The organism is Rhodanobacter fulvus Jip2 (genome assembly GCF_000264315.1).
GTDB classification, from domain to species: Bacteria; Pseudomonadota; Gammaproteobacteria; order Xanthomonadales; family Rhodanobacteraceae; genus Rhodanobacter; species Rhodanobacter fulvus.
The window spans coordinates 18844-32784 of the sequence record NZ_AJXU01000010.1; the positions used below are offsets into that span (position 1 = coordinate 18844).

The 13941-nt window shown below is 66.5% G+C and carries 15 protein-coding genes; 4 read left to right on the plus strand and 11 right to left on the minus strand.

The window, feature by feature from the left end:
* Positions 1–2 precede the first annotated feature (2 nt).
* From flgK to UU9_RS02305, 11 genes are all read right to left on the minus strand, one after another.
* The gene (gene flgK, locus UU9_RS02255) at positions 3–1865 is read right to left on the minus strand and encodes a flagellar hook-associated protein FlgK (RefSeq protein ID WP_007080092.1); all 1863 of its coding nucleotides are present in this window, start codon (positions 1863–1865) and stop codon (positions 3–5) included.
* 171 nt (positions 1866–2036) lie between these two features.
* Positions 2037–3134, minus strand: a complete 1098-nt coding sequence (gene flgJ, locus UU9_RS02260) for a flagellar assembly peptidoglycan hydrolase FlgJ (RefSeq protein ID WP_007080093.1) — start codon at positions 3132–3134, stop codon at positions 2037–2039.
* A gap of 16 nt (positions 3135–3150) precedes the next feature.
* Positions 3151–4242 carry a flagellar basal body P-ring protein FlgI gene (locus tag UU9_RS02265; protein WP_007080094.1) on the minus strand — a complete coding sequence of 364 codons (1092 nt, stop codon included), beginning with the start codon at positions 4240–4242 and terminating at the stop codon, positions 3151–3153.
* 314 nt (positions 4243–4556) lie between these two features.
* The gene (gene flgH / locus UU9_RS02270; RefSeq protein ID WP_007080095.1) at positions 4557–5237 is read right to left on the minus strand and encodes a flagellar basal body L-ring protein FlgH; all 681 of its coding nucleotides are present in this window, start codon (positions 5235–5237) and stop codon (positions 4557–4559) included.
* An 11-nt stretch (positions 5238–5248) separates the two neighbouring features.
* The gene (gene flgG / locus UU9_RS02275; protein ID WP_007080096.1) at positions 5249–6034 is read right to left on the minus strand and encodes a flagellar basal-body rod protein FlgG; all 786 of its coding nucleotides are present in this window, start codon (positions 6032–6034) and stop codon (positions 5249–5251) included.
* Positions 6035–6078: 44 nt separating this feature from the next.
* Positions 6079–6819, minus strand: a complete 741-nt coding sequence (flgF, locus tag UU9_RS02280) for a flagellar basal-body rod protein FlgF (protein WP_007080097.1) — start codon at positions 6817–6819, stop codon at positions 6079–6081.
* A gap of 35 nt (positions 6820–6854) precedes the next feature.
* Positions 6855–8075, minus strand: coding sequence for a flagellar hook protein FlgE (gene flgE / locus UU9_RS02285; RefSeq protein WP_007080098.1), 1221 nt, complete (start codon positions 8073–8075; stop codon positions 6855–6857).
* 37 nt (positions 8076–8112) lie between these two features.
* A complete protein-coding gene (locus UU9_RS02290) occupies positions 8113–8760 on the minus strand; it encodes a flagellar hook assembly protein FlgD (protein ID WP_007080099.1) in 648 nt (215 codons plus the stop codon).
* A 25-nt stretch (positions 8761–8785) separates the two neighbouring features.
* Positions 8786–9205, minus strand: a complete 420-nt coding sequence (flgC, locus tag UU9_RS02295; protein ID WP_007080100.1) for a flagellar basal body rod protein FlgC — start codon at positions 9203–9205, stop codon at positions 8786–8788.
* Positions 9205–9633, minus strand: a complete 429-nt coding sequence (gene flgB / locus UU9_RS02300; protein ID WP_007080101.1) for a flagellar basal body rod protein FlgB — start codon at positions 9631–9633, stop codon at positions 9205–9207. The genes flgC and flgB overlap by 1 nt, the downstream gene beginning before the upstream one ends.
* A gap of 283 nt (positions 9634–9916) precedes the next feature.
* Positions 9917–10846 (minus strand): chemotaxis protein, encoded by a 930-nt coding sequence (locus UU9_RS02305; RefSeq protein ID WP_007080102.1) that lies wholly within the window; start codon positions 10844–10846, stop codon positions 9917–9919.
* Positions 10847–11038: 192 nt separating this feature from the next.
* Here UU9_RS02305 and UU9_RS02310 point away from each other — a divergent pair, with 192 nt between their 5' ends.
* From UU9_RS02310 to UU9_RS02325, 4 genes are all read left to right on the plus strand, one after another.
* Positions 11039–12343, plus strand: a complete 1305-nt coding sequence (locus UU9_RS02310) for a methyl-accepting chemotaxis protein (RefSeq protein WP_007080103.1) — start codon at positions 11039–11041, stop codon at positions 12341–12343.
* Positions 12344–12381: 38 nt separating this feature from the next.
* A complete protein-coding gene (gene flgA / locus UU9_RS02315) occupies positions 12382–13062 on the plus strand; it encodes a flagellar basal body P-ring formation chaperone FlgA (RefSeq protein WP_050982359.1) in 681 nt (226 codons plus the stop codon).
* An 81-nt stretch (positions 13063–13143) separates the two neighbouring features.
* Complete coding sequence (gene flgM / locus UU9_RS02320; RefSeq protein ID WP_007080105.1) at positions 13144–13464, plus strand: flagellar biosynthesis anti-sigma factor FlgM; 321 nt, start codon at positions 13144–13146, stop codon at positions 13462–13464.
* The gene (locus tag UU9_RS02325) at positions 13461–13907 is read left to right on the plus strand and encodes a flagella synthesis protein FlgN (protein WP_007080106.1); all 447 of its coding nucleotides are present in this window, start codon (positions 13461–13463) and stop codon (positions 13905–13907) included. Before flgM ends, UU9_RS02325 begins: the two co-directional genes overlap by 4 nt.
* Positions 13908–13941: the final 34 nt, after the last annotated feature.

A 13941-nucleotide genomic window follows, 5' to 3' on the forward strand; every position in this document is an offset into this window, starting at 1 on the left:
GCTTACCCCTGCACGGCGCTGAGCAGCGCGGTGAACATGCTGTTGGCGGTGGTGATCACCTGCGCCGACGCCTGGTAGGCCTGCTGGTAGCGCAGGAGGCTGGCGGCCTCTTCGTCCAGGTTCACGCCCGACACGCTTTGCTGCGAACCGAACGCCTGGTCGTAGACGGCCTTTTGCGTGATCTGCTCGTCGTCGGCCACGGCACCCGCGCTGCCGACCTGGCCCACCAGCTGGCTGTAGGCACCGCCCACGCTGGTGACGCCGCCGTTGAGCACACCCAGGTTGGCCACCTTGCCCAGCATCAGCGCGTTGGTGTTGTCGCCCTGCGCGTTGCTGTTTGGCGTCAGGGTGAAACTGTCGCCGTTCTGAGGCGTGCCGCTGAGTTGCAGGTTCCAGCCGTTGGCGTTGATCGGCTGCCCCGGCGTGTAGGTTTGTACGGCGCCACCGTCCACGGTGTACGTGGTGGCGGAGGTGAACTGCACGACTCCACCGCTGAGCGCGCCGCCATCGAGGCTGGCGCTGGCCGTGGCGGTACCGGTGTTGTTGATGCCGTTGCTGATCGCCAGCGGCGCGGCGGCGGCAATCTTGTCCGGGTTGTTGATCACCACGGCGAAACTGGCGGCCGCATTGCGGCTGGGCTGGATGCGGAAACTGTCGCCGGCAGCGGCGCCGGCCGGCACCACCATGCTCAGTCCGGCTGCCGTGAACGGATCGGCGGCGGTGCCGGTGCCGCCCATCGCCACGCTGCTGCCATTGGTGTCGCGCAGCGACCAGGCACCACCGGTATAGCTGAGGGTGTAGTCGGCGCCGGTGAGCTTGCTGATGTCGCTGATGCTGGCGTCCACGTTGCCAGTGCCGCTGTTGCTGCTGGCTGCCTGCGCGGTGGGGCCGGCCACACTGAAAAACTGGCCGCCCACGTCGCCGTTCAGATCCACGCCTTGCATATGCTGGGCGTTGAAGGCGCTGGCCAGTGCCTGCGCGGTGCGGCCCAACTGGGTCTGCGCCGGGTCCAGCACGCTGCTGCGAAAATCCATCAAGGCGCCCAGGGCACCGCCGCTGATGCGGCCGCTCAGCACGCTGCCCGAGGCCGCGCCCACCACTTCCTGGCGGGTGGCGTCGTAGACGTTCGGTGCGGTGGCCAATGCGTACGATTGCGTGCCCGACACCAGCGACTGGCCGTTGCCCACGAACACGCTGATGGTGTTGTCGTTCTGCGGCACCACCGTGACGCCCACCTGTGCCGCCAGGTCCTTCACCAGGGCGTCGCGCTTGTCGAGCAGGTCCGAAGGCGGCGTGCCACCGGTGGCCACGGACGAGCGGATCAGGCCGTTCAATTTGGCGATCGAGTCGCTGTAGCTGTTGATCGAATTGACGGCGTCGCCGATCTGTTGCTGCACCTGGCTGGAGAGCTGGTTGAACTGGCCGGACAGCGACTGGAACGTGCTCACCAACCCGCCGGCGCGTGCCAGCAACACCTGGCGCGAGGCGGTATCCGACGGTGCATTGGCGGCGTCGTTGACCGCGCCGAAAAAGCTGTCCAGCGAGGTCTGCAGGTTGCTGCTGCCGGACAACTGGTTGTTGATCTGGCCGGTGAGGCTGGCCATGGTGTTGGCGCGGCCGGAGCTGGAGGTAGCCGACCACAGCGAGGTGTTGAGGAACTGGCTGTACGCGCGCTGCACCGCCACCGTGTTGACGCCGGCGCCGATGAAATAGCCGCCCACGCCCTGCGGCAGTGCGGTACCGAACGACACCTGCTGGCGGCTGTAACCGTTGGTGTTGACGTTCGCCACGTTGTGGCCGACGGTGCTCAGCCCAACCTGGGCGGCGAGCAGGCCGGAGACGCCGGTGTTGAGCATGTCAACCATGGATCTTCCTCGGTGTGCCGGATACACGGCAACGCACGCCACCATTAACGGCGAGAGATGCGATAGCTGTAGGAGCGACTTCAGTCGCGATGCCTTTCCACGGGAACGACAGAAGCATCGCGGCCGAAGCCGCTCCCACAGGGTGCGCTCCTACAGATGCGATGGGCCGGTTCATTGCGCTACCCCTTCGAGGTGCAGCGCCGCCATCGCCTCGCGCATCTGCGGGCTGTTGGCGATGGCGGTGATCTTTTGCGCGTACGACGGATCGGTGGCGTAGCCGCCGCGCACCAGCGCGTGGGCGAAGCCGGCGATGTTTTCGCCCTGCCCCAGGGCGCGGGCGTAACGCGGACTGTCGCTGATCAGGCGGGCGTAGTCGGCGAACGAATCGGACGGCGAATCGTAGGCGCGGAACTGGTCGCGCTTGCGTATGGCGACGCCGTTTTCATACTCCAGCGTGGGTACGGTGACCTTGTCGCCGTCCCAGCTGCTGCCGGCCTTGATGCCGAACAGGTTGTTGCTGCTGCTGCCGTCGCCGCCTTTGGGCAAATGCTTGCCCCAGCCGGTTTCCAGCGCAGCCTGCGCCAGCAGCGCACGGGTGGAGACACCGAGCTTCTGCGCGGCCGCGGCGGCATGCGGCGCCAGCGCGCGCACGAAATTCACCGGGTCGCCACCGGGCAGCAAGCGGGCGGCGGTGCCGGCCACGTTCGCGGCGCCCTGGGCCAGCTTGTCCAGCGTGTCGCGCCAGCCGGGGTTGGTGTCGGTGACAGACGGCATGCCGCTGGAGGCGCCGTCGTTGTCGGCATCGCTGCCCAGTTGCAGCAGCGCACGCACGTTGGCGTTCATCACCTCGCTGACGTCGCGCGCGACCTTTGCACTCGGCGCACTTGCACTCAACGCCTGCGTGGCGGCCAGGTCGGCGGCGGTCGGCGTGGCCGTGGCGGCATCGGGCTTTCCACCCAGCTGGCGGATCAGCATCTTCGCGATACCCAGGCCGTTGCGGCCATTGGCCAGGGTCAACGACAGCTGCTGGTCGAACATGTCGCGGTAGGAATCGCCGGCCTTGCTGTCGCCCATGCCTTCGCCGATCGAGGCGTTGGCGTCGCGCATCGACTTCAACATCATCTGGGTAAAGATCGACTCGAACTGCTTGGCCACCGCCGGCAACGCCGCCTTGCCTCCATCGCTGCGCGCCTGCGCGCGCAGCTGCTGGAAGCCGGACATTTCGGTCCAGGTATCGAGGGCGGGATTGTTGGGGTTGATGGCTGTCATGATCTTGACGGTGTGATCAAATCACCACGAGCTCTGCATGAAGCGCGCCAGCCTGCTTCAACGCCTGCAGGATCGAGATCAGGTCGCTGGGCGCGGCGCCCACTTGGTTCACGGCGCGCACGATGGTGTCCAGGCTCACGCCCGGGCCGAACTTGAACATGTGGCCACCATCCTCGCTGACCTGCACGTTGCTGCTGGGCACGATCGCGGTCTGGCCCTTGCTGAACGGTGCCGGCTGGCTGACCAGCGCCTGCTCACCGATGGTCACCTGGATGGCGCCGTGCGATACGGCCGCCGCACTCACCCGCACGTCGGAGCCGATCACCACGGTGCCGGTGCGCGAGTTGACCACCACCCGCGCCGGCGCATCGCCGGGCTGCACTTCGAGACTCTGGATCGCACCCATCCAGGCCACTTTCTGCGACGGATCCTGCGGCCCGCGCACGGATACCGAACCGCCATCGATTGCCTGCGCGGTACCGGCGCCGTAGGCCTGGTTGATCGCCGTGGCGATGCGCGCGGCCGTGGTGAAATCGGCGGTGTTGAGGTTCAGCGTCAAATTGCCGCCGCCGGAGAACGACGAGGGCACGGTGCGCTCCACCGAGGCGCCATTGGGAATGCGCCCACTGGCGGAAATGTTCACCTGCACGCTGGAACCGCTCTTGCCCTGCGCGCTGATGCCACCCACCACCACGCTGCCCTGCCCGATCGCGTAGACATTGCCGTCGGCGCCGCGCAGCGGTGTCATCAGCAGCTGGCCGCCGCGGATGCTCTTGGCGTTGCCGATCGAGGCCACGGTGACGTCGATCGCCTGACCGGGCTTGGCGAACGGCGGCAACTCCGCCGTCACCATCACCGCGGCCGCGTTCTTCAACTGCGGCCGCGCATTCGCCGGCACGGTGATGCCGAACTGCTGCAGCATGTTTTCCAGGCTTTGCGTGGTGAAGGGGGCCTGGGTGGTCTGGTCGCCCGAGCCGTCGAGGCCCACGACCAGGCCGTAGCCGATCAACTGGTTGCTGCGCACGCCGGCGACCTGGGCCAGGTCGCGGATCTTGTCGGCGTGGGCGGGGGTGATGAAGCCGGCCACAAGCACCAGCGCGGCGAGCATCAGGCTCCTCCCCCTGCGTGCAGGGGGAGGCTGGGAGGGGGTGAAGCTTTTGATCTGCTGACCAAGAGCGAGGGCAAGATCAAGAGCACCCCTCCCCAACCATCCCCTGCGAGCAGGGGAGGGAGCAGGAGCGCGAGCGGGCCGGATGAGATGTTGGGTGAACTTGGAAAGAGTGTGGTAGGTGGAGGTGAGGGTGCTTGGGGCACCCTCTCCCCAACCCTCTCCCCGGGGGGGAGAGGGGGCGAAGGTGCCGGGCGGGTTCGTGCCTTCGTGCCTTTCCGCAAGCGTGGAGCAAGTGGATATATGAGTTTTCATTAGAAAGGCATCCACTTGGAATTGAAAAACCGCGACAGCCAGCCGCGCGTGTTGGCGTCGGCCAGCGTGCCGCGGCCGGTGTAGCTGATGCGGGCGTCGGCGACGCGGGTGGAAGGCACCACGTTGTCCTGGCCGATGTCTTGCGGGCGCACGATGCCGGAGATGCGTACCAGCTCCTGGCCCTGGTTGATGGTCAGCCACTTTTCGCCGCGTATCAGCAGATTGCCATTGGTGAGGCGCTGCGCCACGGTGACGGTGAGCTGCCCCACCAGCTGGTTGCTTTGCGTGCTGGAGCCGGCGCCGTCGAAGGTGCGCTCGCCATCCAGTCCGATGTCCGCCACCTTGCCGCCGATCGACAACGCATGGCCGAGGACGGTGGGCGAGGCGATGTTCGCCTTGTCGCTCTTGCTGGTGGTGGTGGTGGCCTTCTTGCTGGCCTGGGTGCTTTCCACCAGCGCCACCGTGAGGATGTCGCCGACGCGGTGCGCGCGCGGGTCGGTGAACAGCTCCATGTTCTGCTGGTCGTGATAGATCGACCCGTCCGCCTGCGCCACCGTCGGCTGCGCGGGCGGCGGCGTGGGCGCCCATTGTGCGTCGTCGCGCGCGGTGGGGCCACCGGCGCAACCGGCCAGCAGGGCCAGGGCGCAAAGAGCGGTCAGGATTCGGCAGCGGGTGAACATCACGGCATCACTCAGAGTTTGTTGGTCAGGTACTGCAGCATCGAGTCGGCAGCCGACACGGCCTTGGAATTCATTTCGTAGGTGCGCTGGGTCTGGATCATGTTGACCATCTGCTCGACCACGTTGACGTTGGAGCTTTCCAGTGCGCCCGACTCCAGCGTGCCCAGCCCGTTGAGCCCGGGCTGGCCGATCTGCGGCGAGCCGCTGGAGGCGGTTTCGAGATAAAGGTTGTCGCCGTTGGGTTGCAGGCCGGCCGGGTTGATGAAGTCGGCCAGCTGCACGGTGCCGATCTGCTGGGTGGCGGCCTGGCCGGCCAGGCTCACGCTGACGGTGCCGTCGCTGCCGATGGTGATGCTTTGCGCGTTGGCCGGGATGCTGATCGGCGGGTCGATGGAATAGCCGTTGGCGGTGACGATCTGGCCGTTCTCATCCTGGTGCAGCGAGCCGTCGCGGGTGTAGGCGATGGTGCCGTCGGGCATCGTCACCTGCAGGAAGCCGCGGCCCTGGATGGCCACGTCAAGCGCGTTGCCGGTCTGCTCGATGTTGCCCTGGGTGAACAGCTTCTCGCTGCCGACCACGCGCACGCCGGTGCCAAGCATCAGGCCCGAGGGCGCCTGGGTCTGCTCGGTGGTCTGGCCGCCCGGCTGGCGCAGGTTCTGGTAGACCAGGTCCTGGAACGAGGCGCGGGCGCTCTTGTAGCCGGTGGTGTTGGCGTTGGCCAGGTTGTTGGAAATCACGTCCATGCGCGTTTGCTGCGCATCGAGGCCGGTCTTGGCTACCCACAGGGAAGAGAACATGTCATTGACTCCGTTTGGACGTCTGGGTGTCTATGTGAAAGTAATCAGGCCATCTGCAGCAGCCGCGAGGCTGACTGCGCGTTTTCGTCGGCGCTCTTGATCGAGCGAATCTGCAATTCGTACTGGCGCGACAGCTGGATCATCTGCACCAGCGTCTCGGACGGGTTGACGTTGCTCGACTCCAGCGCGCCCGACTTCAGGGTGACCGTCGGGTCCGTGGGGGCGTTGCCGCCACCGACCAGGTGCATCAGGCCGTCGGTGCCCTGCTGCAGTTGATCCACGCCGGGATTGACCAGCTTGAGGCGGCCGATCGCGGCGATGGTTTCGGGCGTCTGGCCCATCGGCACCACCGACAGCGTGCCGTCGGAACCGATCGTCATCTGCGTGCTTTGCGGCACGGTGATCGGTCCGCCGTCACCCATCACCGGGTTGCCGCGGTCATCGGTGAGCAGGCCATCGGCGGTGAGTTGCAGGCTGCCGGCGCGGGTGTAGGCCTCGCTGCCGTCGGGTGCCTGCACCGCGATCCAGCCCTCGCCCTGCACCGCCACGTCCAGTTCGCGGCCGGTGTCGATCTGGCCGCCCTGGCGCATGTCGACGCCCTGCCCGTAGGCCACGCCGTTGACACGCGTGGGCAGGCCCTGCCCCTGCACCGCCAGTGGCTGGAACGCGGACATCTGCGCCTTGAAACCGACCGTGTCGGCGTTGGCGAGGTTGTGCGCCACCTCCGACTGCGCCCGCATCATCTGCGTGGCGCCGGTCATGGCTACATAGAGGGAATGGTCCATGGGTCAGGTTCCGTGGGTCAGCGGGAGGCCGGGGCTCAGTTGCCGATGTTGATGATGGTCTGGGTCAACTTGTTGTCGGCCTGGATCACCTGCGCATTGGCCTGGTAGTTGCGTTGCGCCTTGATCATGTTGACCAGCTGCGCGGTGAGGTCGGAGGTGTTGGAGGCTTCCAGCGCGCCGGACTGCACCACGCCATAGGTACCGTTGCCGGCCGCGCCCATCACCGGCGTGCCGGAGTCGTAGGAGGCCGACCAGTTGGTGTTGTTCAGCTGGCGCAGTCCCTGCTGATTGGAGAACTGCGCCAGCGCCAGCTGGCCCAGCGAGGTGGTCTGGCCGTTGGAATATTTCGCCTGCACCACGCCCTCGGCGGATACGTCGATGCTGGACAGGATGCCGGTGGGGTAACCATCCGGATTGATCGCGCTGGCCGCGTAGGTGTTGCCGAACTGGGTGGCCTTGGCCATGTCCAGGTTCAGCTGCATCGGGTTGGAACCGGGGCTCACGGTTACCGCCGGGAAAGCCAGCTGGCCGTTGGCCGGGGTGACCAGCGCACCGCTGCTGTTGAACGTCAGCTGCTGGGTGGCGCCGGTGTCCACGCCATCGACGTACAAGCGCGTATTCCACACGTTGGCCGCCGCGTCCTTCACGAAATACACGGTGCCGCTATGGGTGGCGCCGAGCGAGTCGTAGACGGTGAACGGGGTGGACTGATTGAAGCTGGTGGCGTCGGTGGGGTCGAATGCCGTCGCGGGTGCGGTGGCGTCCGAGGGCAGGTTCAGCGACATCTGCACGTTGCTGGTGGCCTTGGCCGCGTTCTGCGACGTAAGCAGTTGCAGGTCGCTCAGCGTGCTGTTGTCGAAGCTGCCGTTGGCGTTGGCCGGGAAGATCTGCAGGCGCTGGCCGGTGGCGTTGGTGACGAAGCCGTTGGCATCTTTCTGGAACGCGCCGGCGCGGGTGTAGGAGTAGCCCTTGCCGTCCTTCAGCGTGAAAAAGCCCTCGCCGCTGATCGCGAAATCCAGGCTGTTGTCGGTGGTCTCGATGCTGCCGGCAGTGAACTGCTGGGCGACATTGGTCAGCCGCACGCCGCTACCCACCTGGGTGGCGCTGAGGTTGGGACCGGAAGCGTTGAACAGCTCGGCGAACTGGCCGCGCGAGCCCTTGAAGCCGGCGGTGGCGGTGTTGGCGATATTGTTGGCGGTGACCTCGAGATCGGCGGATGCCGCGTTGAGGCCGCTCAGTGCGATATTGAAAGCCATCGGGAAATTCCTTAAGTGTTGTAGCCCCGTGGGGCCGTCAGTTGATCTGCGCGACCTGACTCAGCAGGACCCCACCAAAACCGTCCACATCCAGATAGGCGCCATCGGCGCCGGTCATGCCCACGCCAGCCACCTTGCCGCTCACGTAGGTCGCCACCGCGGTGTTGCCCGCCTGCGCTTTCAGACCGTACGTGCCGTTGGCCAGTACCGTGCCGTCGTCGCTCTTGCCATCCCAATGGAACGGCACCAGGCCCGACGTGGGGTTACCGAGATTCATCGTGCGCAGCACGTTGCCGTCGGCGTCGGTGATCTGCACCAGCACGGTTTTCTCGCCCTCGGGTACGTTCACCGCGCCGTCCAGGCCACCGTCGCGCAGTTGCCCCGCTTGCGACGGAACGCTGACATTGCGGCCCACCATGCTGCTGGCCTGCAGCAACTGGTTGCCCTGCATCGACAGGCTGAGCGCGTCGAACGATGTCTTCAGCGACTGGGTCGCCGACACCTGGCCGATCTGCGCCAGCTGGCTGACCATCTGCGATGAATCCATCGGCTGGGTCGGGTCCTGGTTGCGCATCTGCTGCACCAGCAGGCTCAGGAAATCGGACTGGCTGAGCGCCTTGTCCTTGCTGCCGGACGCCGCCGTACCCGCCGCCGAACCCACACCGTTGATGTTCATGTCGCTCATGTCATCTGCCTCGAAAGGGTATGCATCACTTGCCCAGGTCCAGCGTCTTCTGCATCAGCTGGCGGGTGGAATTCATCACCTCGACGTTGTTCTGGTACGAACGCGAGGCGGAAATCATGTTGACCAGCTCGTCCACCGGGTTGACGTTGCTGGAGAAGACATAGCCGTCGGCATTGGCCAGCGGGTTGCCCGGTTCGTAGCGACTAGGGATAGCCGCCTGGCTCTCGGTGACGCCAAGCACCTGCACGCCCTGGCCGTTGTCGACCGCCTGGCTGCCGAGTTGCTTCTGCACCGCCGCAAACAGCGGCTGGCGCGAGCGATAGGCCGCTTCCGGCGTGCTGGCCACGCTGTCGGCGTTGGCAAGGTTGCTGGCCACGGTGTTGAGCCGGGTCGATTGCGCGGCCATGCCGGAGCCGGCCACATTGAAGATGGAGAAAAGAGACATCAGCCCTGGCCCTCGATGGCGGTGCGCAACATGCGGATCTGCGCGGTGATGAAGGAAAGGCTCGCCTGGTAGTGCACGCCATTGGCGGCAAAGGCGGCCTGCTCGACCTGCTCGTCGACGGTGTTGCCGTCCATGCTGGGTTGGGTGGGATTGCGCCAGGACAGCTGCGTGGCGGCGGCCGTCGTCGAACCGGCGCCGGTCTGTCCAGGTCCGATCTGTCCCGGTGTGGGCGCCTGCAACGCAACGTTGCCCGCCGCACCCGCGCTGTCACTGGCCGCGGCCAGCACCTTGCGGAAATCGATGTCGCGCGCCTGGAACCCCGGCGTGTCCGCATTGGCCAGGTTGTTGGCCAGCACCTCGGTACGGTTCTGCCACAGGTCCAGGGCCCGGGTATGAATGCCAAACAGGTTGTCGGGGATCAGGCTCATCGTTTCGCTCCGCGTGCTGTTGCCGCACGGAGCAGGAGGCAAATTGCATGCCACCGCGGTGGAAGCCTTGCTAGGACTGGGTTTGCGCGCTTTCCGGCGGAGCGTCGGAAAGAAGACGCGGGAGTGGAGACGGTTTGTTGACGCTGGGTAAAAGCGCCCTCATCCGCCCTGACGGGCACCTTCTCCCGCAAAGCGGGAGAAGGGAAAGCGTCGCAAGCGCCAGCCATTCCCTTCTCCCGCTTGCGGGAGAAGGTGCCCGACAGGGCGGAAGAGGGCGCTCTTGCTACGCCTCTTCGTGCTCCGGCAACAGGTCGAGCACCGCCTTGGCCAGCAGATCAGGCTGGAACTTGGCCACGAAGCGGTCGGCATTCACCTCTTTCACCATCGCCTCGTTGAACAGTCCGCTGAGCGAGCTGTGCAGCACCACTTTCAGCTGGCGCAGCGAGGGGGTTTCGCGGATGGCGCGGGTCAGCGCGTAACCGTCCAGCCGCGGCATCTCGATATCGGATACGACCAGCTTCACGCCTTCGTCGGCGTCCGCATCGGCCAATTCCAGCAGCTTTTCCAGCGCCTCGCGGCCGTCCTGCGCCACCACGCATTCGATATTCATCTGCTTGAACAGGGCCACCAGCCGGCGCCGGGCGATCACCGAATCGTCCACCACCATGATCCGTCGCGGGCTCAGCATGGTGTCGTCGGAAATGCGCTGCATCTGCGCCGAAAGCTCGGCCGGGCCCGAGTCGATGCTGGCCAGCACATGCTCCACGTCGATCACCGCCATCAGTGCGCCGTCGATGCGGGTCACCGCATTCACCCGCGCGCCAAACCCCAGCGCGCCAGACGGCGCCACCAGCGACTCGCCGTCGCAATGCACCATGCGCTGCAGGTCGGACACCAGGAAACCCTGCATCGAGCGGCTGAACTCGGTGACCATCAGGTGGGCCGAATCCACGTCGCGCAACGGCGCATAGCCCAGCGCCGCGGCCAGGTCGATCACCGGAATGGTCTGGCCGCGGTAATCGCAGCTGCCGGCCAGCAATTCATGCACACCGTGCATGCGTTCCAGCGGCGGCCGGCGCAGCACCTCGCGCACCTTGAACACATTGATGCCGAACAGTTGCTGGTCGCCCAGCGTGAACAGCAGCATCGCCACCCGGTTGTGCCCGGCCAGCCGGGTATGCCGTTCCACCGTGTCCAGTAGCGTGCCGCTCATGCAGATTCCTCGACGCCCAACCGCACTGCGCGGTTCCAGTTGAATCTATCGGCCACACCGCCGCGCACTTGAGGCAGTGCCCTGTGCCGCGCACAACAGATAAGGTGGCATGTGACTTGCTTGCTCAAGTTTCGACATCAACTGACGATCCATCCATAGCACCCTCGCCTATCCAAAGGTCACCGTTTGCCCATGAGCTTGATTTGGAACTCGCACCTCACCGCCCTGGTGCAGGCAGCCGCCGCTGGCGACGAGGCGCAGGTCGCGGCGTTGCGACGCAAGTATCCGCGCACCGCGCGGGTGATCGCGCCGCTGCTGGCCCGTGCCGCCAGCCAGCCGCCGGCGGCGGTCGCGCTGCAGGCCATGGAGCAGCAAAGCCTGGTGCTGGCCGCGGTGCAGCAGCTTTCGCGCGAACAGAGCGCGCTGGACAAGGCCGCCACCGAAAGCCGCGGCAGCGTCGATCGCTTGACGGATGGCAGCGCCGGGATCTCGACGGCACTGCGCCAGATCGGCACCGACCTGGACCTGGCCGCCAAGGCCGGACAGGCCGGCGAAGGCAGCGTCAGTGAGCTGGACGGCCAGTTGCGCCTGCTGCGCAGCGCGCTGTCGGCGATGAACCGCAACCAGAGCCGGCTGGCCGAACAGGTGGCGCAGATCCGCAAGCTCACCGGCGTGGTGCAGGAAATCGCCCACCAGACCAACCTGGTGGCGCTGAACGCCGCCATCGAGGCCGCCCGTGCCGGCGAGGCGGGCCGCGGCTTTGCCGTGGTCGCCGACGAGGTGAAGCAGCTGGCGGAAAAAACCACGCTGACCACTACCGAGATCGAGACCGTTACCGGCTCCATCGGTGATTTCTCGCTGCAACTGGACGGCGACGTGCAGCACGGCCTGCAGCAATTGGAGCGCGCGCAAACCGGCGTCGGCCAGGCCACCACCGCCCTGCACGATGGCGGCGAAGCACTGCGCACGGCCCACGGCCGCGTGGCCGGCGTGCTGCAAAACCATGACGCGCAACATGCGCGCGCCACCACGGCCCAGGCAGCCCTCGGCGCGCTGCAGCGCCGCGGCATCGAGGCGCGGCGGCAGGCCGAATCCCTCAACCGCGCCGCGCTGCTGGCGCACCGGCTGGGCCTGGACTGGCTGGAAAGCGAAAGCGGCAACGACGCGGCAAGCCTCAGCCTGACTGTGCGCGAGAGCGCCGCAAGCCTGCGCCAGGCCATGGAACTGGCCCTGCTCGACCCCAGCGCGCTGGACCGACGCTGGTTCGACACCCATTCCCTGAACCGCACCGTCCGTCGACTGACCGCCAAGCACCCGGGCAAACCGGCCAGCGCGGCACTCGACGAAAGCGGCACCCTGCTGTGCGAACAGAGCCAGCGCTTCATCACCCTGGTCTGCGACGGCCAGTTGGAGGAAGCCTCGCAGCTGTCGCAACAACTGGAAGCCGGACGCGAGGCATTGCTGACCCAGTTGGGCACGCTGCTGGCGGAAGCATGAAGCGAGACGCGCCAGGTTCCCGCCTCCGGCACGCCGCCATGTGGTGTGCGTTGTCGTGGGCAGGCATCTGCGCCGCTCCCGCGTGGGCGGCCCAGTCGCCCGAGGCCATACGGGCCGCCGCCGAGCAGGCCGTGCGTGAACACTACGCAATGCCCGGCAACCGCGTCGTGGTACACACCGAAGCACTCGACCTGCGGTTGAAGCTGGACGACTGCGCGCAACCGCTGATCGCCACCGTGCCCGACCGCGCCACCCCGCCCTCACACATGAGCGTGCAGGTGCAATGCACGCAGCCGCGCAACTGGAGCGTGCGGGTGCCGGTGAAACTGGAGCTGTTCCGGACCGTGCTGGTGAGCAGCCACGCCTTGCAACGCGGCGACGGCCTCAGCCTGGCCGACGTGCGGACGGAGGAGCGCGACATCACCCGCCTGGGTTATGGCTACGTGGAAAACCTGCAACAGGTGGCTGGCCGCACCCTGTCGCGGGCACTGCCAAAAGACACCGTGCTGAGCCCCGGCGCACTGGGCGGACGACGCATGGTGCGCGCGGGCGACCATGTACAGGTAGTAGCCCGGCTCGGTAGCATTGAGGTCCGTGCCGACGGTGTGGCACTGGGCAGCGGCGACAATGGCGCCCGCCTGCGTGTCCGCAACGAAAACTCCGGCAAGATCGTCGACGCCATGGTCAGCGCGCCCGGCGTGGTCACCGCCCTGCCCTGATGCGTGTCGACCACCACTAAAGTTTCCCCCGGTCCGGCCGATTTGTCAGACACAGGGTTCATATTGCAGCGAGAAGGATCGATGACCACTTCCATTCAAAACAATGGTTTGCCGAATTTTCCCCAGGCAACCGGCGCCACCGGGAATGCATCGGTATCCACTACCGCCGCCGCCGACAGCAGTGCCGCCGTCACGCCCAAGTCGGACGATCAACTCAAGTTGACCGATTCGGCCCGGGCACTGCAGGAAGCCGCGCGTCTGGACACGTCGTCCGCCATCGACACCAAGCGGGTCGAACAGATCCGCGAGGCACTGGCCAGCGGCAGTTACCAGATCGACGCCGGCCGGATCGCGGACCGCATGTTGTCGTTCGAGCGCCAGATCGGCGCGGGTGCCGTATGAACCGGCCGCTGCAGGGCGAACTGAGCGACGCACTGGGTGCCGTACTCAGCGACATGCAGCAGGCCATCACCCAGTTGACGCAGGTGCTGGAGAACGAGCGCACGGCCTTGAATGCCGGCAACAGCGATGCGCTCGGTGAAGCCGGCGCCAGCAAGCAGAAGCTCATGCTGCAACTGGAGCAGCTCGATGCGGAGCGGCAACAGTTGAGTCGCGAAGCGCCCGCCGCCGCGGCCAGGCTGGACGCCACCTGGTCACAGGTGCTGCTGGCCCTGCGCCGCTGCCAGCAACTCAACCAGAGCAACGGCCGCGCCGTGAACCAGCGCCTTGGCCAGGTACGCCAGGCCCTGTCCGTACTGACCGGACACGCCGGCGAAACCGGCCTGTATGGCCCCACCGGCGGACTCCGCGGCAGCCTCCGATCGCAAGTGCTGGCACAGGCCTGACCATGATGCAGTCCGCTTCATCGCAGACTGTGTC

What these genes read in the sequence shown, in the direction of transcription:
- flgK (WP_007080092.1), bottom strand. Translation starts at nt 1,865, where the DNA reads ATGGTTGACATGCTCAACACCGGCGTCTCCGGCCTGCTCGCCGCCCAG.
- flgJ (WP_007080093.1), bottom strand. Translation starts at nt 3,134, where the DNA reads ATGACAGCCATCAACCCCAACAATCCCGCCCTCGATACCTGGACCGAA.
- UU9_RS02265 (WP_007080094.1), bottom strand. Translation starts at nt 4,242, where the DNA reads ATGCTCGCCGCGCTGGTGCTTGTGGCCGGCTTCATCACCCCCGCCCAC.
- flgH (WP_007080095.1), bottom strand. Translation starts at nt 5,237, where the DNA reads ATGTTCACCCGCTGCCGAATCCTGACCGCTCTTTGCGCCCTGGCCCTG.
- flgG (WP_007080096.1), bottom strand. Translation starts at nt 6,034, where the DNA reads ATGTTCTCTTCCCTGTGGGTAGCCAAGACCGGCCTCGATGCGCAGCAA.
- flgF (WP_007080097.1), bottom strand. Translation starts at nt 6,819, where the DNA reads ATGGACCATTCCCTCTATGTAGCCATGACCGGCGCCACGCAGATGATG.
- flgE (WP_007080098.1), bottom strand. Translation starts at nt 8,075, where the DNA reads ATGGCTTTCAATATCGCACTGAGCGGCCTCAACGCGGCATCCGCCGAT.
- UU9_RS02290 (WP_007080099.1), bottom strand. Translation starts at nt 8,760, where the DNA reads ATGAGCGACATGAACATCAACGGTGTGGGTTCGGCGGCGGGTACGGCG.
- flgC (WP_007080100.1), bottom strand. Translation starts at nt 9,205, where the DNA reads ATGTCTCTTTTCTCCATCTTCAATGTGGCCGGCTCCGGCATGGCCGCG.
- flgB (WP_007080101.1), bottom strand. Translation starts at nt 9,633, where the DNA reads ATGAGCCTGATCCCCGACAACCTGTTTGGCATTCATACCCGGGCCCTG.
- UU9_RS02305 (WP_007080102.1), bottom strand. Translation starts at nt 10,846, where the DNA reads ATGAGCGGCACGCTACTGGACACGGTGGAACGGCATACCCGGCTGGCC.
- UU9_RS02310 (WP_007080103.1), top strand. Translation starts at nt 11,039, where the DNA reads ATGAGCTTGATTTGGAACTCGCACCTCACCGCCCTGGTGCAGGCAGCC.
- flgA (WP_050982359.1), top strand. Translation starts at nt 12,382, where the DNA reads ATGTGGTGTGCGTTGTCGTGGGCAGGCATCTGCGCCGCTCCCGCGTGG.
- flgM (WP_007080105.1), top strand. Translation starts at nt 13,144, where the DNA reads ATGACCACTTCCATTCAAAACAATGGTTTGCCGAATTTTCCCCAGGCA.
- UU9_RS02325 (WP_007080106.1), top strand. Translation starts at nt 13,461, where the DNA reads ATGAACCGGCCGCTGCAGGGCGAACTGAGCGACGCACTGGGTGCCGTA.